The organism is Pseudomonas sp. NFPP28 (assembly GCF_900115535.1).
Classification (GTDB): domain Bacteria; phylum Pseudomonadota; class Gammaproteobacteria; order Pseudomonadales; family Pseudomonadaceae; genus Aquipseudomonas; species Aquipseudomonas extremorientalis.
The window spans coordinates 1-20,187 of sequence record NZ_FOWT01000010.1; the positions used below are offsets into that span (position 1 = coordinate 1).

Below are 20,187 nucleotides of genomic sequence, written 5' to 3' on the forward strand. Positions count from 1 at the left end.
GCCCGTGAGGCTTGACCATATAACACCCAAGCAATTTGACTACTCTAACGAGCATCAGATTGCGGTGTGTGAAGACGAAATGAACCGAAAGTTCGACGTTCACAAAACACCGAAAGCTGTCACATACCCAATTTGCTGAAGCGAGGCCCAGGCCGCGACTCAGTACCCGAATTTCTTGACGACCATAGAGCATTGGAACCACCTGATCCCATCCCGAACTCAGTAGTGAAACGATGCATCGCCGATGGTAGTGTGGGGTTTCCCCATGTGAGAGTAGGTCATCGTCAAGATTAAATTCCAGAACCCCTGATTGCTAACGCAGTCAGGGGTTTTGTTTTGGGCGGTCGGAAAGTGCGCTGAGTGTGGCCTCCAGCGCTAAAGTCCAGCCTTTCTATGCAATGACCCTGCGCATGGCTATCATGCGTGCCTCATTGTAAGGCGATGCTTGCATGCTGACGTTGTTGAAACTTCTGAAAGATGGCCGATTCCATTCCGGAGAAGCACTGGGTGCCGCCCTCGGCGTCAGTCGCAGTGCTGTATGGAAGCAGCTGCAGCACCTGGAGGCAGAGTTGAATCTGCCAATTCATAAGGTGCGAGGCAAGGGGTATCAGCTGGCATCCCCATTGGTGTTCTTGAGTGCTGAAGAGATTTCGCGGAGTGCGCCATCGCTGAGATGGCCCGTTCATATCTCCGACTCCATTGACTCCACTAATGCTGAAGCTTTGCGGCTGGTAGACGCTGGATGCGCGGCGCCGTTCCTGGTGCTCGCGGAGCAGCAAACTGCGGGAAGAGGTAGGAGAGGGCGAAAGTGGGTCAGTCCGTTCGCGCAAAACGTTTATTACAGCCTCGTATTGCGTATTGAGGCGGGTCTGCGCCAACTGGAGGGACTAAGCCTGGTTGTGGGTTTGGCGGTCGTGCAGGCCTTGCGCGAGTCTGGTGTTCAGGGCCTGGCCTTGAAGTGGCCGAACGATGTTTTGGTAGGGCAGAAGAAAATTGCTGGAATTTTGCTGGAATTGGTAGGTGATCCCGCGGATATCTGCCACGTGGTCCTGGGAATAGGTATCAACGTGAATATGCAGAGGGCTGACGAGGTCGATCAACAATGGACCTCGGTGCAGCTTGAGACGGGGGTTCAGGTGGATCGCAACCTTCTGGTGTCGCAACTGGGGCGGCAGCTGCAAGGCTACCTTGAGCGGCATCGGGAAGGCGGTTTTGTCGCGCTTCAGGGAGAGTGGGAGCAAAATCACGCTTGGCAGGGCCGGCCGGTCTCCCTTATCGCGGGTGTCCACCAGGTCGATGGGGTTGTGCTGGGTGTAGATCGCCAAGGGGCATTGCGCTTGAGTGTTGATGGCGTTGAGAAAGTATACAGTGGTGGTGAGTTAAGCCTGAGGTTGCGTGATGATTCTTGAGCTCGACTGTGGGAATAGCTTTATCAAATGGCGTGTACTTGCTGATAGCCCCAGTGCCTCGTCGGAGGGGGTGGTTGGTTCGGACCTGGCTTTGATTGAAAGCCTGTTGGCCCTTCCTGGATTGTTGCTGACGCGCTGTCGCTTGGTGAGCGTTCGTGCGCTGGAAGAAACAAGCAAGTTGGTCGCGGCTCTGCATGAGGCGTTCGGTATTACTGTTTCGTGCGCTGCTCCCGCGCGTGAAATGGGCGGAGTGCGCAACGGTTACGAAGATTTCGAGCGTCTCGGCCTTGACCGCTGGTTGGCGATGCTAGGTGGATTCAAGCTCGCGCGAGGCGCTTGCCTGGTGCTTGATTTTGGTACGGCAGCCACAGCGGATTTCATTGCGGCCGATGGCGAGCACTTGGGCGGTTTCATTTGCCCGGGTATGCCTCTCATGCGCAACCAACTGCGCACTCACACGCGTAAAATACGCTACGACGACGCAGCTGCTGAAAGGGCGCTTGAGCGCCTCTCCCCTGGCCGTACGACCGTCGAGGCAGTGGAGCGCGGCTGCACACTGATGCTGAGAGGGTTTGTACTCACTCAGTTAGAGTTGGCGCGAAGCTACTGGGGTGATGACTTCATCGTGTTCCTGACTGGGGGGGACGCTGATTTAGTGGCTGATGCAGTGCCGCAGGCGCGGCTCGTGCCCGATCTGGTGTTTGTCGGTTTGGCGATGGCTTGTCCTTTGTCCTGAGGTGGTTATGCGTTGGTTGTTTTTGCTTTTACTTGTCCTCAACGCCTTCTATTACATTTGGCATCAGCAAGAAGCGCCGCTGCGCGCCAAGGATGTCACGCCTCTAAGCCTGTACAGGGGAGCGCAGCAGGATATTCGGCTTCTCAGCGAATCTTCTGATGCCGTGGTGCGCAGAGACCGCGTAAAAGCATCTGAAGCGCAAAATACTTGCTTGTACATCGGTGGTTTTGCGGATCAGCGTCAAGCACAGTCTGTTGAGCAGCGGCTCACAAGTCTGGATATAAAGGTCAAGCTTCTATTGCTCAATACTACAGACGCCTCCGGCTATTGGCTTCGAGTAGCCCCTGAAAGCCGACGCCTGGCTGACGATCTGCCCTTTGAAAACCTTGCTAAGGAATTCAATGAGTTAAAACATAAAATAATGTTGTGCGAAGGCGTTGCAACTCTCGAATAGTTTGCATAGAATGGCGCCCGCTTCGCAGTGAAGACCTTCTAGGCCTACAGTGTGAAGCGAAGGTCAATGCAGCTAACCTCATATTTTTAAATGAGAAAATGCTTGACAGAAGGTCGGCGTAATGTAAAATGCCGGCTCGCTTAGGAGGGGTTCCCGAGCGGCCAAAGGGATCAGACTGTAAATCTGACGTCTACGACTTCGAAGGTTCGAATCCTTCCCCCTCCACCATTTTTAGCGTGAGCTGCAAGCTCCGCGGGTATAGTTTAGTGGTAGAACCTCAGCCTTCCAAGCTGATGATGCGGGTTCGATTCCCGCTACCCGCTCCAAGTTTGCAGGTTGTGCAGGTGTTTTGCTCTTGTAGCTCAGTTGGTAGAGCACACCCTTGGTAAGGGTGAGGTCAGCGGTTCAAATCCGCTCAAGAGCTCCATATAACAAGGCAGATATGAAAATATCTGCCTTTGTTTTAACAGCTGCCTCGGCTTGAAGGTGTTGAGACTGGCGTTATTGCCAGGTGATTTCAGGTCTAGTGGGGTTGGTTGTTGTAAAGTCTTTTTCGGGCCTGCATAATGGTCGGCCTGATTTTGTTTTAGGTCAGTAGCTCAATTGGCAGAGCGACGGTCTCCAAAACCGTAGGTTGGGGGTTCGATTCCCTCCTGACCTGCCAGATTCACGTGGTGTGTCTGGCTTTCTTTTCACAGGATCTTCATAGATGACTCCTAAGGCTGAAGCTCAAAGCTCTCGTTTCGATCTGGTCAAGTGGCTCGCTGTAGTCGCCTTGGTGGTCGTAGGCGTTGTTGGCAATCAGTACTACTCTGCTTCGCCGATCCTGTACCGCGTGCTCGCATTGCTTGCCCTAGCTGCTGTGGCTGCCTTTGTGGGCCTGCAGACCGCCAAAGGCAAATCTTTCGCGATCCTGGTAAAGGAAGCTCGCACCGAAATTCGTAAAGTCGTTTGGCCGACTCGCCAAGAAACCACGCAGACCACGTTGATCGTTGTGGCTGTTGTTCTGGTTATGGCGTTGCTGTTGTGGGGTCTTGATTCCCTGCTCGGCTGGCTTGTTTCCTTGATTGTTGGCTAAGGGTGTCCCGTGGCTAAGCGTTGGTACGTTGTTCATGCTTACTCGGGTTACGAGAAGCATGTTATGCGCTCTTTGCTGGAGCGCGTAAAGCTGGCAGGCATGGAAGATGGCTTCGGCGAAATTCTGGTTCCCACTGAAGAAGTGGTTGAAATGCGGAATGGTCAGAAGCGCAAAAGCGAACGCAAGTTCTTCCCTGGCTATGTGCTGGTTCAGATGGACATGAATGAAGGTACTTGGCACTTGGTCAAGGACACTCCTCGTGTCATGGGTTTCATTGGCGGTACCGCTGATAAGCCTGCTCCTATCACCGACAAAGAGGCAGAAGCGATTCTGCGCCGCGTTGCTGATGGTAGCGACAAGCCTAAGCCGAAGACGCTTTTCGAGCCGGGTGAGGTTGTTCGTGTCACAGATGGTCCGTTTGCTGATTTCAACGGTACTGTCGAAGAAGTTAACTACGAAAAGAGCCGGATCCAAGTGGCAGTGCTCATTTTCGGTCGCTCTACTCCGGTAGAGCTGGAGTTCAGCCAGGTCGAGAAGGTCTAGCTGAGCAAGCATCCCAACCCCGCAGCCTTAGGCTGTGGGGTTTTGTCGTCACTGGGATAAACGCGCAAGTAACCGGGGAGCCTTTCGAGGCGTTTGAACCCGTAATTGGAGTGCCTCATGGCCAAGAAGATTACCGCTTACATCAAGCTGCAAGTGAAGGCCGCTCAGGCCAACCCTAGCCCACCCGTCGGTCCAGCTCTGGGTCAGCACGGCGTGAACATCATGGAATTCTGCAAGGCCTTCAACGCCCGTACTCAGGGTCTTGAGCCAGGTCTGCCGACTCCAGTGATCATCACTGTATACAGCGACCGTAGCTTCACTTTCGAAACCAAGTCGACTCCGGCTTCGGTTCTGTTGAAGAAAGCTGCTGGTCTGACTAGCGGTTCCGCTCGTCCTAACACCGTTAAGGTTGGCACCGTAACTCGTGCTCAGCTGGAAGAAATCGCGAAAACCAAAAACGCGGATCTGACTGCAGCTGATATGGATGCAGCCGTGCGTACCATCGCCGGCTCTGCTCGTAGCATGGGCCTTAACGTGGAGGGTGTGTAATGGCTAAGCTGACCAAGCGCCAAAAGGCTATCGCCGGCAAAATCGAAGCAGGCAAGGCCTACAATTTTGTAGACGCCGCTGCCCTGCTGACCGAGCTGTCGACTGTCAAGTTCAGCGAGTCTGTTGACGTTGCTGTAAACCTGGGTGTTGACCCACGTAAATCCGACCAGGTCGTTCGTAGCGCTACTGTGCTGCCACACGGTACTGGCAAGACTGTACGTGTAGCTGTCTTCACCCAAGGCCCAGCAGCTGAAGCTGCTCTGGCCGCTGGCGCTGACCGCGTTGGCATGGACGACCTGGCTGCCGAAATGAAAGGCGGCGACCTGAACTACGACGTAGTTATTGCATCCCCGGATGCAATGCGCGTTGTAGGTCAGTTGGGTCAGATCCTGGGTCCACGTGGTCTGATGCCTAACCCGAAAGTCGGTACCGTAACGCCAGACGTAGCCACCGCGGTTAAAAACGCCAAGGCTGGTCAGGTTCGTTATCGCACCGACAAAAACGGCATCATTCACACCTCCGTTGGCAAAGTCGGCTTCGATGCCGTCAAGCTGAAGGAAAACGTTGAAGCCCTGATCGCTGATCTGAAGCGTATCAAGCCAGCTTCTTCGAAAGGTATCTACGTCAAGCGCGTTACCCTGAGCACTACTATGGGCCCAGGTCTGGTCATCGACCAAGGCTCACTGGACGTATAAGACACAGATTGGTGCGAGCGATCGCGCCAATTGAAAAAAATTGGGGTCCCTGCCTGGCGGGGGCTATCCAAGACCGTAGGCGACGCAAGTCTTAAACCACAAGCCTACGCAGATGGTGCTCCCGGTTCCTTACCGAATCAGACACCAAAACGACATCCGGCTCCGGCCAGATGAAACGGTAACAAGCAGGAGTTAAACCCGTGGCAATTAATCTCGAAGACAAGAAGGCCATCGTCGCTGAAGTCAACGAGGCTGCCAAAGCTGCTCTGTCCGCTGTCGTGGCTGATGCCCGTGGTGTGACAGTAGGCGCTATGACCGGACTCCGTAAAGAGGCTCGTGAAGCTGGCGTATACGTACGTGTTGTACGTAACACCCTGCTCAAGCGCGCTGTTGCTGACACTGAATACAGTGTCCTCAACGACGTGTTCACCGGCCCGACTCTGATCGCGTTCTCCAAGGAACATCCAGGCGCTGCTGCCCGTTTGTTCAAGGAATTCGCCAAGAGTCAGGATAAGTTCGAGATCAAGGCAGCTGCGTTCGAGGGCAAGTTCCTCGCAGCTAACCAAATCGACGTACTGGCAACACTGCCGACCCGCGACGAAGCCATTTCGCAGCTGATGAGCGTGATTCAAGGCGCTACCAGCAAGCTGGCTCGTACTCTGGCCGCAGTTCGCGAGCAAAAAGAAGCTGCCGCAGCCTAAGGCTGAGCGACTTCTCTCGCGTATTTTTGTTTATTTCGATGGCCGAGTAGGCCGTCCCCCAATTCAGGAAATACAGCAATGTCTATCTCCCAAGACGATATCCTCAACGCCGTAGCTGAAATGTCGGTTCTGCAGGTTGTTGAGCTGATCAAAGCTTTCGAAGAAAAATTCGGCGTTTCCGCTGCCGCTGCTTCCGCTGGCCCAGCTGTTGCTGCTGTTGCTGCTGAAGAGCAAACCGAATTCAACGTCATGCTGGTAGAAGCTGGCGAGAAGAAAGTAAACGTGATCAAGGCAGTACGTGAACTGACCGGTCTGGGCCTGAAAGAAGCCAAGGCTGTAGTTGACGGCGCTCCTGCCCAGGTTCTGGAAGCAGTGTCGAAAGACGCCGCTGACAAAGCTAAAGCAGTGCTGGAAGAAGCAGGCGCTAAAGTCGAGCTGAAGTAAGCATCGACCTTGCGTCTCCAGCCCAAGCGTTAAGCTGAAGGCTGATGGCTGGTGGCTCTTGCCACCGGCCTTTTTCCGTTCTTGGCTGTCGACTCGGTCGCCGCCACTAACGCGCTGTAACCACCCGATGCGGTGGTGCAAACCATGGGGTTTGCAAGATTTTCTGGCTGCTCCCGTCGGAGGGGCCAAACAAGCAGGTGACCAAGCTGGGGAACGCTGATGGCTTACTCATATACTGAGAAAAAACGTATCCGCAAGGACTTTAGCAAGTTGCCGGACGTCATGGATGTCCCGTACCTTCTGGCTATCCAGCTGGATTCGTATCGTGAATTCTTGCAGGCGGGAGCGACCAAAGATCAGTTCCGCGACGTGGGCCTGCATGCGGCCTTCAAATCCGTTTTCCCGATCATCAGCTACTCCGGCAATGCTGCGCTGGAGTACGTCGGTTATCGCCTGGGCGAACCGGCATTTGATGTCAAAGAATGCGTGTTGCGCGGTGTTACGTACGCCGTACCTTTGCGGGTAAAAGTCCGTCTGATCATTTTCGACAAAGAATCGTCGAACAAAGCGATCAAGGACATCAAAGAGCAAGAAGTCTACATGGGCGAAATCCCATTGATGACCGAGAACGGTACCTTCGTTATCAATGGCACCGAGCGTGTGATCGTTTCCCAGCTGCACCGTTCCCCGGGCGTGTTCTTCGACCACGACCGCGGCAAGACGCACAGCTCCGGCAAGCTCCTGTACTCCGCGCGGATCATTCCGTACCGTGGTTCGTGGTTGGACTTCGAGTTCGACCCGAAAGACTGCGTGTTCGTGCGTATCGACCGTCGTCGCAAGCTGCCGGCCTCGGTACTGCTGCGCGCGCTCGGCTACACCACTGAGCAAGTGCTGGACGCTTTCTATACCACCAACGTGTTCAGCCTGAAGGATGAAACCCTCAAGCTGGAGCTGATCGCTTCGCGTCTGCGTGGTGAAATTGCCGTCCTGGACATCCAGGATGAAAAAGGCAAGGTCATTGTTGAAGCTGGCCGCCGTATCACTGCGCGCCACATCAACCAGATCGAAAAAGCCGGTATCAAAGAGCTGGAAGTGCCTCTGGACTACGTCCTGGGTCGTACTACCGCCAAGGTCATCGTTCACCCGGCTACAGGCGAAATCCTGGCTGAGTGCAACACCGAGCTGAACACCGAGATCCTGGCCAAAATCGCCAAGGCTCAGGTCGTTCGCATCGAGACCCTGTACACCAACGACATCGACTGCGGTCCGTTCATCTCCGACACGCTGAAGATCGACTCCACCAGCAACCAATTGGAAGCGCTGGTCGAGATCTATCGCATGATGCGTCCGGGCGAGCCACCAACCAAAGACGCTGCCGAGACCCTGTTCAACAACCTGTTCTTCAGCCCTGAGCGCTATGACCTTTCTGCGGTCGGCCGGATGAAGTTCAACCGTCGTATCGGTCGTACCGAGATCGAAGGTTCGGGCGTGCTGTGCAAGGAAGACATCGTCGCGGTACTGAAGACCCTGGTCGACATCCGTAACGGCAAAGGCATCGTCGATGACATCGACCACCTGGGTAACCGTCGTGTTCGCTGTGTAGGCGAAATGGCCGAGAACCAGTTCCGCGTTGGCCTGGTACGTGTTGAACGTGCGGTCAAAGAGCGTCTGTCGATGGCTGAAAGCGAAGGCCTGATGCCGCAAGACCTGATCAACGCCAAGCCAGTAGCTGCGGCGGTGAAAGAGTTCTTCGGTTCCAGCCAGCTGTCCCAGTTCATGGACCAGAACAACCCGCTCTCCGAGATCACCCACAAGCGCCGTGTCTCCGCACTGGGCCCGGGCGGTCTGACCCGTGAGCGTGCCGGCTTTGAAGTGCGTGACGTACACCCGACGCACTACGGTCGTGTTTGCCCGATCGAAACGCCGGAAGGTCCGAACATCGGTCTGATCAACTCCCTGGCCGCTTATGCGCGCACCAACCAATACGGCTTCCTCGAGAGCCCGTACCGTGTGGTGAAAGACGCTTTGGTCACCGACGAGATCGTTTTCCTGTCCGCCATCGAAGAAGCTGATCACGTGATCGCCCAGGCTTCGGCCACGATGAATGACAAGAAAGTCCTGGTCGACGAGCTGGTAGCTGTTCGTCACTTGAACGAGTTCACCGTCAAGGCGCCGGAAGACGTCACCTTGATGGACGTTTCGCCGAAGCAGGTAGTTTCGGTAGCAGCGTCGCTGATCCCGTTCCTGGAGCACGATGACGCCAACCGTGCGTTGATGGGTTCCAACATGCAGCGTCAAGCTGTACCGACCCTGCGCGCTGACAAGCCGCTGGTAGGTACCGGCATGGAGCGTAACGTAGCCCGTGACTCCGGCGTTTGCGTCGTGGCTCGCCGTGGCGGCGTAATCGACTCCGTTGATGCCAGCCGTATTGTGGTTCGTGTTGCCGATGACGAAGTTGAAACTGGCGAAGCCGGTGTCGACATCTACAACCTGACCAAATACACCCGCTCGAACCAGAACACCTGCATCAACCAGCGTCCGCTGGTGAGCAAGGGTGATCGCGTTCAGCGTAGCGACATCATGGCCGACGGCCCGTCCACCGACATGGGTGAACTGGCGCTTGGTCAGAACATGCGCATCGCGTTCATGGCATGGAACGGCTTCAACTTCGAAGACTCCATCTGCCTGTCCGAGCGTGTTGTTCAAGAAGACCGTTTCACCACGATCCACATTCAGGAACTGACCTGTGTGGCCCGTGACACCAAGCTTGGCCCAGAGGAAATCACTGCAGACATCCCGAACGTGGGTGAAGCTGCACTGAACAAGCTGGACGAAGCCGGTATCGTCTACGTAGGTGCTGAAGTAGGCGCAGGTGACATCCTGGTCGGTAAGGTCACTCCGAAAGGCGAGACCCAGCTGACTCCGGAAGAGAAGCTGCTGCGTGCCATCTTCGGTGAAAAAGCCAGCGACGTTAAAGACACCTCCCTGCGCGTACCTACCGGTACCAAAGGTACTGTCATCGACGTACAGGTCTTCACCCGTGACGGCGTCGAGCGTGATGCTCGTGCACTGTCCATCGAGAAGACCCAGCTCGACGAGATCCGCAAGGATCTGAACGAAGAGTTCCGTATCGTTGAAGGCGCGACTTTCGAACGTCTGCGTTCCGCCCTGGTAGGCCATAAGGCTGAAGGCGGCGCAGGTCTGAAGAAGGGGCAGGACATCACCGACGAAATCCTCGACGGTCTTGAGCACGGCCAGTGGTTCAAACTGCGTATGGCTGAAGATGCTCTGAACGAGCAGCTCGAGAAGGCCCAGGCCTACATCGTTGATCGCCGCCGTCTGCTGGACGACAAGTTCGAAGACAAGAAGCGCAAACTGCAGCAGGGCGATGACCTGGCTCCAGGCGTGCTGAAGATCGTCAAGGTTTACCTGGCAATCCGTCGCCGCATCCAGCCGGGCGACAAGATGGCCGGTCGTCACGGTAACAAAGGTGTGGTCTCCGTGATCATGCCGGTTGAAGACATGCCGCACGATGCCAATGGCACCCCGGTCGACGTCGTCCTCAACCCGTTGGGCGTACCTTCGCGTATGAACGTTGGTCAGATCCTTGAAACCCACCTGGGCCTCGCGGCCAAAGGGCTGGGCGAGAAGATCAACCGTATGATCGAGGAGCAGCGCAAGGTCGCCGACCTGCGTAAGTTCCTGCACGAGATCTACAACGAGATCGGCGGTCGCAACGAAGAGCTGGACACCTTCTCTGACCAGGAAATCCTGGATCTGGCGAAGAACCTGCGCGGCGGTGTTCCAATGGCTACCCCGGTGTTCGACGGTGCCAAGGAAAGCGAAATCAAGGCCATGCTCAAACTGGCGGATCTGCCAGAAAGCGGCCAGATGCAGCTGTTCGACGGCCGTACCGGCAACAAGTTCGAGCGTCCGGTTACTGTTGGCTACATGTACATGCTGAAGCTGAACCACTTGGTAGACGACAAGATGCACGCTCGTTCTACCGGTTCGTACAGCCTGGTTACCCAGCAGCCGCTGGGTGGTAAGGCTCAGTTCGGTGGTCAGCGTTTCGGGGAGATGGAGGTCTGGGCACTGGAAGCATACGGTGCTGCTTACACTCTGCAAGAAATGCTCACAGTGAAGTCGGACGATGTGAACGGTCGGACCAAGATGTACAAAAACATCGTGGACGGCGATCACCGTATGGAGCCGGGCATGCCCGAGTCCTTCAACGTGTTGATCAAAGAAATTCGTTCCCTCGGCATCGATATCGATCTGGAAACCGAATAACACGTGACGCGAATCGAGAGCGGGGCAGTGATGCCCGCTCTCTGCTCCGCCAGGAGGAAAGGCCTTGAAAGACCTACTGAATTTGCTGAAAAACCAGGGTCAAGTCGAAGAGTTCGACGCCATCCGTATTGGGTTGGCATCGCCTGAGATGATCCGTTCGTGGTCGTTCGGTGAAGTTAAAAAGCCGGAAACCATCAACTACCGTACGTTCAAACCTGAGCGTGACGGCCTGTTCTGCGCCAAGATCTTTGGCCCGGTAAAGGATTACGAGTGCCTGTGCGGTAAGTACAAGCGCTTGAAGCACCGTGGTGTGATCTGCGAGAAGTGCGGCGTTGAAGTTGCACTGGCCAAGGTTCGTCGTGAGCGCATGGCGCACATCGAACTGGCTTCGCCGGTTGCCCACATCTGGTTCCTGAAATCGCTGCCGTCCCGTATCGGCTTGCTGATGGACATGACCCTGCGTGATATCGAGCGCGTTCTCTACTTCGAGAGCTATGTCGTTATCGATCCAGGCATGACCACCCTTGAAAAAGGTCAGTTGCTGAACGACGAGCAGTACTTCGAGGCGCTGGAAGAATTCGGTGACGATTTCGATGCTCGCATGGGTGCCGAAGCTGTCCGCGAACTGCTGCACGCTATCGACCTGGAGCACGAGATTGGCCGTCTGCGTGAAGAAATTCCGCAAACCAACTCCGAAACCAAGATCAAGAAGCTGTCCAAGCGTCTGAAGTTGATGGAAGCCTTTCAGGGTTCCGGCAACTTGCCAGAGTGGATGGTGCTGACCGTTCTGCCGGTTCTGCCGCCTGACCTGCGTCCACTGGTACCGTTGGATGGTGGTCGTTTCGCGACTTCCGACCTCAACGACCTGTACCGTCGCGTGATCAACCGTAACAACCGCTTGAAGCGCCTGCTTGATCTGTCCGCTCCGGACATCATCGTGCGCAACGAAAAGCGTATGTTGCAAGAAGCTGTCGATGCCTTGCTCGACAACGGTCGCCGTGGCCGCGCTATCACCGGTTCCAACAAGCGTCCTCTGAAATCCCTGGCTGACATGATCAAGGGTAAGCAAGGTCGTTTCCGTCAGAACCTGCTCGGTAAGCGTGTTGACTACTCTGGTCGTTCGGTAATTACCGTAGGCCCGACCCTGCGTCTGCACCAGTGCGGTCTGCCTAAGAAGATGGCACTTGAGCTGTTCAAGCCATTCATCTTCGGCAAGCTGGAAATGCGCGGTCTCGCGACCACCATCAAAGCGGCCAAGAAAATGGTCGAGCGCGAACTGCCAGAGGTTTGGGACGTTCTCGCTGAGGTGATCCGCGAACACCCGGTTCTCCTCAACCGTGCACCGACCCTTCACCGTCTGGGTATCCAGGCGTTTGAACCGGTACTGATCGAAGGTAAGGCTATCCAGCTGCACCCGTTGGTCTGTGCTGCGTACAACGCCGACTTCGACGGCGACCAAATGGCCGTGCACGTACCGCTGACACTGGAAGCCCAGTTGGAAGCGCGTGCATTGATGATGTCGACCAACAACATTCTGTCGCCAGCCAACGGTGAGCCAATCATCGTTCCGTCGCAGGACGTTGTATTGGGTCTGTACTACATGACGCGTGAAGCGATCAACGCCAAGGGCGAAGGTCGTGTGTTCGCTGACCTGCAAGAAGTTGACCGTGTGTTCCGTGCCGGCGAAGCCGCATTGCACGCCAAGGTCAAAGTGCGGATCAACGAAACCGTCAACGACCGTGACGGCGGCAGCGTGACCAACACTCGTATCGTCGACACCACTGTCGGCCGTGCGCTGTTGTATCAAGTTGTGCCAAAAGGTCTGTCGTACGACGTCGTCAACCTGCCGATGAAGAAAAAGGCGATCTCCAAGTTGATCAACCAGTGCTACCGCGTGGTTGGTTTGAAAGAGACCGTGATCTTCGCTGACCAGTTGATGTATACCGGTTTTGCTTACTCGACCATTTCCGGCGTTTCCATCGGCGTTAACGACTTTGTTATCCCGGATGAAAAAGCCCGCATCATCGGCGCTGCCACCGAAGAAGTGAAAGAAATCGAAAGCCAGTACGCCTCCGGCCTGGTAACCCAGGGTGAGAAGTACAACAAGGTAATCGACCTTTGGTCCAAGGCGAACGATGAAGTTTCCAAGGCGATGATGGCCAACCTCTCGAAAGAGAAAGTCATCGACCGTCATGGCGACGAAGTTGACCAAGAGTCCTTCAACTCGATGTACATGATGGCCGACTCGGGCGCACGGGGTTCTGCTGCGCAGATCCGTCAGCTCGCCGGTATGCGTGGCCTGATGGCCAAGCCGGACGGTTCCATCATCGAAACGCCGATTACTGCGAACTTCCGTGAAGGTTTGAGCGTACTTCAGTACTTCATCTCGACTCACGGTGCTCGTAAGGGTCTTGCGGATACCGCGTTGAAAACCGCTAACTCCGGTTACCTGACTCGCCGTCTGGTAGACGTTGCACAAGATCTGGTTGTAACCGAGATCGATTGTGGTACCGAGCACGGCCTGCTGATGACGCCGCACATTGAAGGCGGTGACGTTGTAGAGCCGTTGGGTGAGCGCGTATTGGGTCGTGTTATTGCCCGTGACGTGTTCAAGCCAGGCACCGAGGAAGTTATCGTTCCTGCCGGCACCCTGGTAGACGAGAAGTGGGTCGAGTTCATCGAACTCAACAGCATCGACGAAGTGATCGTTCGCTCGCCGATCAGCTGCGAAACCCGCTACGGCATCTGCGCCAAGTGCTACGGCCGTGACTTGGCTCGTGGTCACCAGGTGAACATCGGTGAAGCGGTCGGCGTTATCGCTGCCCAGTCCATCGGTGAGCCGGGTACCCAGCTGACGATGCGTACGTTCCACATCGGTGGTGCGGCAAGCCGGACCTCCGCAGCCGACAGCGTTCAGGTGAAGAATGGCGGTACTGTCCGCCTGCACAACCTGAAGCACGTAGAGCGAGTGGATGGCCACCTGGTTGCCGTGTCCCGTTCCGGTGAGCTGGCAATCGCTGATGACTACGGTCGTGAGCGTGAGCGTTACAAGCTGCCGTACGGTGCTGTGATTTCGGTTAAAGAAGGTGACAAGGTCGACGCTGGCGCAATCGTGGCCAAGTGGGACCCGCACACTCACCCAATCGTTACCGAAATGAAAGGTACCGTGACCTACGTGGGCATGGAAGAAGGCATCACGATCAAGCGTCAGACTGACGAATTGACCGGTATGACCAACATTGAAGTACTCGACGCGAAAGATCGTCCAGCTGCCGGTAAAGACATCCGTCCTGCCGTGAAGATGGTCGATGACAACGGCAAGGACTTGTTGCTGCCAGGCACTGACGTAATCGCTCAGTACTTCCTGCCAGCCAACGCCCTGGTCGGTGTAGCGGATGGTGCGAAGATCGCGATCGGTGATGTTATCGCGCGTATCCCGCAAGAAACTTCGAAAACCCGTGACATCACCGGTGGTCTGCCGCGTGTTGCCGACTTGTTCGAAGCTCGTCGTCCGAAAGAAGCGTCGATTCTGGCTGAAGTCAGCGGCACCATCGCGTTCGGTAAAGAGACCAAGGGCAAGCGCCGTCTGGTCATTACTCCGAACGACGGTAGTGATCCGTATGAAGAGCTGATTCCGAAGTGGCGTCACCTGAACGTGTTCGAAGGCGAACAGGTAAACCGCGGCGAAGTTATCTCCGACGGCCCGAGCGATCCACACGACATCCTGCGTCTGCTGGGTGTGAGTGCGCTGGCCAAGTACATCGTTAACGAGATCCAGGACGTTTACCGCCTGCAAGGCGTGAAGATCAACGATAAGCACATCGAGACCATCCTGCGTCAGATGCTGCGTAAAGTTGAAATCGCTGAATCCGGCGATTCCAGTTTCATCAAGGGCGACCAGATGGAACTGACTCACGTGCTGGTGGAAAACGAGCGCTTGGCGACCGAAGACAAATTCGTGTCCAAGTTCACTCGCGTGCTACTGGGTATCACCAAGGCGTCGTTGTCGACTGAATCGTTCATCTCGGCGGCCTCCTTCCAGGAGACCACTCGCGTACTGACCGAAGCAGCGGTAACCGGCAAGCGCGATTACCTGCGCGGCCTGAAAGAAAACGTGGTTGTGGGTCGTCTGATCCCGGCCGGTACCGGTTTGGCTTACCACAGCGAGCGTAAACGCCGCCGTGATGCTGACAAGCCGTTGCGCGTAAGCGCCAGTGAAGTGGAAGCTGCACTGACCGAAGCGCTGAACTCCAGCGGTAACTGAGTTCTGCGATAAATAAGTCCGGGCCCTGGTAGCCCCCATTCGTCGGATCGAGGCAGTTTTGTCCCGGTTCGATGAGAGGGGATGTCGGGGCCTTGCCTTGACTGGGGGCAAGATCCTCTTTAGACTCTTGTACCCCTAAATTTGGCGGGAATTCGTTCCTGCCATTTTGCTTTTCTTGCAAGACAATAGCGTCGCAAGACAACAGTGGAGCTAGTAGATGGCAACTATCAACCAGCTGGTACGTCAGCCGCGTAAGCGTATCGTCGAGAAATCCGACGTGCCTGCGCTGCAGAACTGCCCGCAACGTCGTGGCGTATGCACTCGCGTGTATACCACTACGCCGAAAAAACCTAACTCGGCACTGCGTAAAGTATGCCGTGTGCGCCTGACCAACGGTTTCGAGGTTTCCTCGTACATCGGTGGTGAAGGTCACAACCTGCAAGAGCACAGCGTGGTACTGATCCGCGGCGGTCGTGTAAAAGACTTGCCAGGTGTTCGTTATCACACCGTTCGCGGCTCCTTGGATACTTCCGGCGTTAAAGGTCGTAACCAGGGTCGTTCGAAGTACGGTACCAAGAAGCCTAAGTAGTAGCGGCTTTTTGTAACACTGAATCATCTTATTTTCTGAGTCGATAAGAGTAAGGTCGGAGGCGTCCCGAAAGGGCACCGATTCCGAGCGAACCTGAAGACCGTTTGAGGGCTTATCCATGCCAAGAAGACGCGTAGCAGCCAAGCGCGAAGTGCTTGACGATCCAAAATACGGAAGCCAAATTCTGGCCAAGTTCATGAACCACGTGATGGAGAGCGGCAAGAAAGCCGTTGCCGAGCGTATCGTTTATGGCGCGCTGGAAAAGGTTAAAGAACGCAAGAACAGCGACCCCCTGGAAATCTTCGAGAAAGCTCTCGACGCCATCGCTCCGCTGGTCGAAGTGAAGTCGCGCCGTGTAGGCGGTGCTACTTACCAGGTTCCGGTCGAAGTTCGTCCGTCCCGTCGTAACGCTCTGGCAATGCGCTGGTTGGTAGACTTCGCCCGTAAGCGCGGCGAGAAGTCTATGGCTCTGCGTTTGGCCGGCGAGCTGTTGGACGCTGCTGAAGGTAAAGGTGCTGCTGTTAAGAAGCGTGAAGACGTGCACCGTATGGCTGAAGCTAACAAAGCTTTCTCGCACTACCGCTTCTAATCTTAGCTTCACTAATTTTGCGAGGGCTTTATGGCTCGTACTACTCCGATTAGCCGCTACCGTAACATCGGTATCGTTGCTCACGTGGATGCTGGTAAAACCACCACCACCGAGCGCGTACTGTTTTACACCGGCAAAAGTCACAAAATGGGCGAGGTGCATGACGGCGCCGCGACCACAGACTGGATGGTTCAGGAGCAGGAGCGTGGTATTACCATTACTTCTGCTGCTATTACCGCCTTCTGGAAAGGTTCCGAGAAGCAGTACAAAGACGAGCATCGCTTCAACGTAATCGATACCCCAGGCCACGTAGACTTCACCATTGAAGTTGAGCGTTCCCTGCGTGTACTCGACGGTGCTGTCGTTGTGTTCTGCGGTACTTCGGGTGTTGAGCCTCAGTCGGAAACCGTATGGCGTCAAGCCAACAAATACGGCGTTCCACGTCTTGTTTACGTAAACAAGATGGACCGTGCTGGCGCCAACTTCCTTCGCGTGATCGGTCAGATCAAACAGCGTCTGGGTCACACCCCGGTGCCAATCCAGTTGGCTATCGGTTCCGAAGACAACTTCCAGGGTCAGATCGATCTGATCAATATGGAAGCGGTTTACTGGAATGACTCCGACAAAGGCATGGTGCCTGTTCGCAAGCCTATCCCTGCAGAACTGCAGGAACTGGCTGACGAGTGGCGCAACAACATGGTTGAGGCTGCGGCCGAAGCCAGCGAAGAGCTGATGAACAAGTACCTCGAGGGTGAAGAGCTCACCAACGTGGAAATCAAGGCTGCTCTGCGTCAGCGTACTATCGCTGGTGAGATCGTCCTGGCTGTTTGTGGTTCTTCCTTCAAGAACAAGGGTGTTCCCCTGGTTCTCGACGCCGTTATCGACTACCTGCCGGCTCCAACCGACATTCCTGCTATCAAGGGTACTAACCCTGATAACGAGGAAGAAGAAATGGAGCGTCACGCCGATGACAGCGAGCCGTTCTCGGCTCTGGCGTTCAAGATCGCAACCGACCCATTCGTGGGTACTTTGACCTTCGTCCGCGTTTACTCGGGCGTGTTGGCCTCCGGCGACGGCGTGATCAACTCGGTTAAAGGCAAGAAAGAGCGCGTGGGTCGTATGGTGCAAATGCACGCAAACGCCCGTGAAGAGATCAAGGAAGTACGCGCTGGTGACATCGCGGCCCTGATCGGCATGAAGGACGTCACCACGGGCGAGACTTTGTGCGACGCTGCCAAGCCAATCATCCTGGTTCGCATGGACTTCCCGGAGCCGGTTATTTCGGTTGCCGTAGAGCCTAAGACCAAGGATGACCAGGAAAAAATGGGTATCGCTCTGGGCAAGCTTGCTCAGGAAGATCCATCTTTCCGCGTCAAGACTGATGAAGAGACTGGTCAAACGATCATCTCCGGCATGGGCGAGCTGCACCTGGACATCCTGGTTGACCGGATGCGCCGTGAGTTCAACGTCGAAGCCAACATCGGTAAGCCTCAGGTTTCCTATCGTGAGCGCATCACGAAGAACTGTGAAATCGAAGGCAAGTTCGTTCGTCAGTCCGGCGGTCGTGGTCAGTTCGGTCACTGCTGGATCCGTTTTGCTCCTGCTGACGAAGGTCAGGAAGGTCTGCAATTCGTGAACGAAGTGGTAGGTGGTGTGGTTCCTAAGGAATACATCCCTGCTATCCAGAAGGGTATCGAAGAGCAGATGAAGAACGGTGTTGTTGCCGGCTATCCGCTGATCGGCCTGAAAGCAACCGTTTTTGACGGTTCTTACCACGACGTCGACTCCAACGAGATGGCGTTTAAGGTGGCTGCTTCCATGGCAACCAAGCAACTGGCCCAGAAGGGCGGTGGTGAGTTGCTTGAGCCAATCATGGCGGTAGAAGTTGTTACACCTGAAGACTATATGGGTGATGTCATGGGCGACCTTAACCGTCGTCGCGGCATGATCTTGGGTATGGAAGACACGGTTTCCGGCAAAGTGATTCGCGCCGAGGTTCCGTTGGGTGAGATGTTCGGTTACGCGACCGACGTTCGCTCCATGTCCCAGGGTCGCGCAAGCTACTCTATGGAATTCAAAAAATACAACACAGCTCCGGCGCACATCGCTGAAACTGTATCCAAAAAACAAGGCTGATTCAGTCCTTTAGGCAAGGAGTTAATTGTCGTGGCTAAAGAAAAATTTGATCGTTCCCTACCGCACGTAAACGTTGGCACCATCGGCCACGTTGACCACGGTAAAACCACTCTGACCGCTGCTCTGACTCGCGTCTGCTCCGAAGTTTTCGGTTCGGCTCGTGTTGACTTCGACAAGATCGACAGCGCACCAGAAGAAAAAGCTCGTGGTATCACCATCAACACCGCTCACGTTGAGTACAACTCGACTATTCGTCACTACGCTCACGTTGACTGCCCAGGTCACGCTGACTACGTGAAGAACATGATCACTGGTGCTGCCCAGATGGACGGCGCGATCCTGGTTTGCTCGGCCGCTGATGGTCCGATGCCACAAACCCGTGAACACATCCTGCTGTCCCGTCAGGTAGGCGTTCCGTACATCGTGGTTTTCCTGAACAAGGCTGACCTGGTAGACGACGCTGAGCTGCTGGAACTGGTTGAGATGGAAGTGCGCGATCTGCTGAGCACTTACGACTTCCCAGGTGACGACACTCCGATCATAATCGGTTCTGCTCGTATGGCTCTGGAAGGCAAAGACGACAACGAAATGGGCACCACTGCCGTTCGTAAACTGGTTGAGACTCTGGACAGCTACATCCCAGAACCAGTTCGTCTGACCGACAAGCCGTTCCTGATGCCAATCGAAGACGTATTCTCGATCTCCGGTCGCGGTACTGTTGTGACTGGTCGTATCGAGCGCGGTATCGTTCGCGTTCAAGATCCACTGGAAATCGTTGGTCTGCGTGACACTACCGTCACCACCTGCACCGGTGTTGAAATGTTCCGTAAGCTGCTCGACGAAGGTCGTGCTGGTGAGAACTGCGGCGTTCTGCTGCGTGGTACCAAGCGTGACGACGTTGAGCGTGGCCAGGTTCTGGTTAAACCAGGTTCGGTTAAGCCTCACACCAAGTTCACCGCAGAAGTTTACGTTCTGAGCAAGGAAGAAGGCGGTCGTCACACTCCGTTCTTCAAAGGCTACCGTCCACAGTTCTACTTCCGTACTACTGACGTGACCGGTAACTGCGAACTGCCAGAAGGCGTTGAAATGGTAATGCCAGGCGATAACATTCAAATGACTGTTACCCTGATCAAAACCATCGCAATGGAAGACGGTCTGCGCTTCGCTATCCGTGAAGGCGGCCGTACCGTTGGTGCTGGCGTTGTAGCTAAAATCATCGAGTAATCATCTCTTCTGAGATAGCTCGGTTTTTTTGAGAAGGCCCCCGCTTAGCGGGGGCCTTTTTTATTGGGTTGACACCCATCGGGGGCGTCTATAGAATTGCGCCTCCTTTTAACGGGCGCATTGCGCCCGGTGGGAATAGCAGCCGGAGTCTGAAATCCAATGCAAAATCAGCAAATCCGTATCAGGTTGAAGGCTTTTGACCATCGCCTGATCGACCAATCCACCCAGGAAATCGTGGAAACCGCGAAACGTACTGGTGCTCAAGTGCGTGGTCCAATTCCACTGCCTACCCGTAAAGAGCGGTTCACCGTTCTGGTCTCCCCGCACGTCAACAAAGACGCGCGTGACCAGTACGAGATCCGTACTCATAAGCGCGTACTGGACATCGTCCAGCCAACGGATAAAACCGTTGATGCACTTATGAAGCTCGATCTGGCGGCCGGTGTGGAAGTACAGATCAGCCTCGGCTAAGACTCGGGTCTT

The 20,187-nt window shown here is 55.3% G+C and carries 16 protein-coding genes, 4 tRNA genes and 1 rRNA gene; all 21 read left to right on the forward strand.

Annotated elements, in window-relative coordinates:
* Window positions 1-174: 174 nt before the first annotated feature.
* The 21 genes from rrf to rpsJ all read left to right on the forward strand — a co-directional run bounded on the left by rrf (window position 175) and on the right by rpsJ (window position 20,175).
* Window positions 175-290: ribosomal RNA gene (gene rrf / locus BM110_RS23965) — 5S ribosomal RNA — on the forward strand.
* 159 nt (window positions 291-449) lie between these two features.
* Window positions 450-1,409, forward strand: coding sequence for a bifunctional biotin--[acetyl-CoA-carboxylase] ligase/biotin operon repressor BirA (gene birA, locus BM110_RS23970; protein WP_093125520.1), 960 nt, complete (start codon window positions 450-452; stop codon window positions 1,407-1,409).
* Window positions 1,399-2,145, forward strand: coding sequence for a pantothenate kinase (locus BM110_RS23975; protein WP_092250506.1), 747 nt, complete (start codon window positions 1,399-1,401; stop codon window positions 2,143-2,145). The genes birA and BM110_RS23975 overlap by 11 nt, the downstream gene beginning before the upstream one ends.
* A 7-nt stretch (window positions 2,146-2,152) precedes the next feature.
* Window positions 2,153-2,599: a hypothetical protein gene (locus BM110_RS23980; RefSeq protein WP_092250509.1), complete on the forward strand. Its 447-nt coding sequence runs from the start codon at window positions 2,153-2,155 to the stop codon at window positions 2,597-2,599.
* A 143-nt stretch (window positions 2,600-2,742) separates the two neighbouring features.
* Window positions 2,743-2,827, forward strand: a tRNA-Tyr gene (locus tag BM110_RS23985).
* A gap of 24 nt (window positions 2,828-2,851) precedes the next feature.
* A tRNA-Gly gene (locus BM110_RS23990) sits at window positions 2,852-2,925 on the forward strand.
* Between the two features lie 25 nt (window positions 2,926-2,950).
* Window positions 2,951-3,026, forward strand: a tRNA-Thr gene (locus BM110_RS23995).
* A gap of 161 nt (window positions 3,027-3,187) precedes the next feature.
* Window positions 3,188-3,263: transfer RNA gene (locus BM110_RS24000), tRNA-Trp, on the forward strand.
* A gap of 45 nt (window positions 3,264-3,308) precedes the next feature.
* Complete coding sequence (gene secE / locus BM110_RS24005; RefSeq protein ID WP_071489830.1) at window positions 3,309-3,677, forward strand: preprotein translocase subunit SecE; 369 nt, start codon at window positions 3,309-3,311, stop codon at window positions 3,675-3,677.
* A 9-nt stretch (window positions 3,678-3,686) separates the two neighbouring features.
* Window positions 3,687-4,220 carry a transcription termination/antitermination protein NusG gene (nusG, locus tag BM110_RS24010; protein ID WP_003176436.1) on the forward strand — a complete coding sequence of 178 codons (534 nt, stop codon included), beginning with the start codon at window positions 3,687-3,689 and terminating at the stop codon, window positions 4,218-4,220.
* A gap of 117 nt (window positions 4,221-4,337) precedes the next feature.
* A complete protein-coding gene (rplK, locus tag BM110_RS24015; RefSeq protein WP_003176435.1) occupies window positions 4,338-4,769 on the forward strand; it encodes a 50S ribosomal protein L11 in 432 nt (143 codons plus the stop codon).
* A complete protein-coding gene (rplA, locus tag BM110_RS24020) occupies window positions 4,769-5,464 on the forward strand; it encodes a 50S ribosomal protein L1 (RefSeq protein ID WP_003232403.1) in 696 nt (231 codons plus the stop codon). The genes rplK and rplA overlap by 1 nt, the downstream gene beginning before the upstream one ends.
* 200 nt (window positions 5,465-5,664) lie before the next feature.
* Complete coding sequence (gene rplJ, locus BM110_RS24025; RefSeq protein ID WP_016969477.1) at window positions 5,665-6,165, forward strand: 50S ribosomal protein L10; 501 nt, start codon at window positions 5,665-5,667, stop codon at window positions 6,163-6,165.
* Between the two features lie 78 nt (window positions 6,166-6,243).
* On the forward strand, window positions 6,244-6,609 hold the full coding sequence (gene rplL / locus BM110_RS24030) for a 50S ribosomal protein L7/L12 (RefSeq protein ID WP_071489831.1): 366 nt from the start codon (window positions 6,244-6,246) through the stop codon (window positions 6,607-6,609).
* A 219-nt stretch (window positions 6,610-6,828) separates the two neighbouring features.
* Complete coding sequence (gene rpoB, locus BM110_RS24035) at window positions 6,829-10,902, forward strand: DNA-directed RNA polymerase subunit beta (protein WP_010206926.1); 4,074 nt, start codon at window positions 6,829-6,831, stop codon at window positions 10,900-10,902.
* 64 nt (window positions 10,903-10,966) lie between these two features.
* Window positions 10,967-15,166, forward strand: coding sequence for a DNA-directed RNA polymerase subunit beta' (gene rpoC, locus BM110_RS24040; RefSeq protein ID WP_071489832.1), 4,200 nt, complete (start codon window positions 10,967-10,969; stop codon window positions 15,164-15,166).
* Between the two features lie 217 nt (window positions 15,167-15,383).
* Window positions 15,384-15,755, forward strand: a complete 372-nt coding sequence (gene rpsL, locus BM110_RS24045) for a 30S ribosomal protein S12 (protein ID WP_002555494.1) — start codon at window positions 15,384-15,386, stop codon at window positions 15,753-15,755.
* Window positions 15,756-15,873: 118 nt separating this feature from the next.
* Window positions 15,874-16,344: a 30S ribosomal protein S7 gene (gene rpsG / locus BM110_RS24050; protein WP_002555493.1), complete on the forward strand. Its 471-nt coding sequence runs from the start codon at window positions 15,874-15,876 to the stop codon at window positions 16,342-16,344.
* A gap of 30 nt (window positions 16,345-16,374) precedes the next feature.
* Complete coding sequence (gene fusA, locus BM110_RS24055; RefSeq protein ID WP_010206921.1) at window positions 16,375-18,480, forward strand: elongation factor G; 2,106 nt, start codon at window positions 16,375-16,377, stop codon at window positions 18,478-18,480.
* Between the two features lie 30 nt (window positions 18,481-18,510).
* Complete coding sequence (gene tuf / locus BM110_RS24060) at window positions 18,511-19,704, forward strand: elongation factor Tu (protein WP_010206920.1); 1,194 nt, start codon at window positions 18,511-18,513, stop codon at window positions 19,702-19,704.
* A gap of 159 nt (window positions 19,705-19,863) precedes the next feature.
* Window positions 19,864-20,175, forward strand: coding sequence for a 30S ribosomal protein S10 (gene rpsJ, locus BM110_RS24065; RefSeq protein ID WP_003186070.1), 312 nt, complete (start codon window positions 19,864-19,866; stop codon window positions 20,173-20,175).
* Window positions 20,176-20,187: the final 12 nt, after the last annotated feature.

Coding starts and splice junctions, on each gene's coding strand:
- birA (WP_093125520.1), top strand. CDS start 450: ATGCTGACGTTGTTGAAACTTCTGAAAGATGGCCGATTCCATTCCGGA.
- BM110_RS23975 (WP_092250506.1), top strand. CDS start 1,399: ATGATTCTTGAGCTCGACTGTGGGAATAGCTTTATCAAATGGCGTGTA.
- BM110_RS23980 (WP_092250509.1), top strand. CDS start 2,153: ATGCGTTGGTTGTTTTTGCTTTTACTTGTCCTCAACGCCTTCTATTAC.
- secE (WP_071489830.1), top strand. CDS start 3,309: ATGACTCCTAAGGCTGAAGCTCAAAGCTCTCGTTTCGATCTGGTCAAG.
- rplK (WP_003176435.1), top strand. CDS start 4,338: ATGGCCAAGAAGATTACCGCTTACATCAAGCTGCAAGTGAAGGCCGCT.
- rplA (WP_003232403.1), top strand. CDS start 4,769: ATGGCTAAGCTGACCAAGCGCCAAAAGGCTATCGCCGGCAAAATCGAA.
- rplL (WP_071489831.1), top strand. CDS start 6,244: ATGTCTATCTCCCAAGACGATATCCTCAACGCCGTAGCTGAAATGTCG.
- rpoB (WP_010206926.1), top strand. CDS start 6,829: ATGGCTTACTCATATACTGAGAAAAAACGTATCCGCAAGGACTTTAGC.
- rpsL (WP_002555494.1), top strand. CDS start 15,384: ATGGCAACTATCAACCAGCTGGTACGTCAGCCGCGTAAGCGTATCGTC.
- rpsG (WP_002555493.1), top strand. CDS start 15,874: ATGCCAAGAAGACGCGTAGCAGCCAAGCGCGAAGTGCTTGACGATCCA.
- fusA (WP_010206921.1), top strand. CDS start 16,375: ATGGCTCGTACTACTCCGATTAGCCGCTACCGTAACATCGGTATCGTT.
- rpsJ (WP_003186070.1), top strand. CDS start 19,864: ATGCAAAATCAGCAAATCCGTATCAGGTTGAAGGCTTTTGACCATCGC.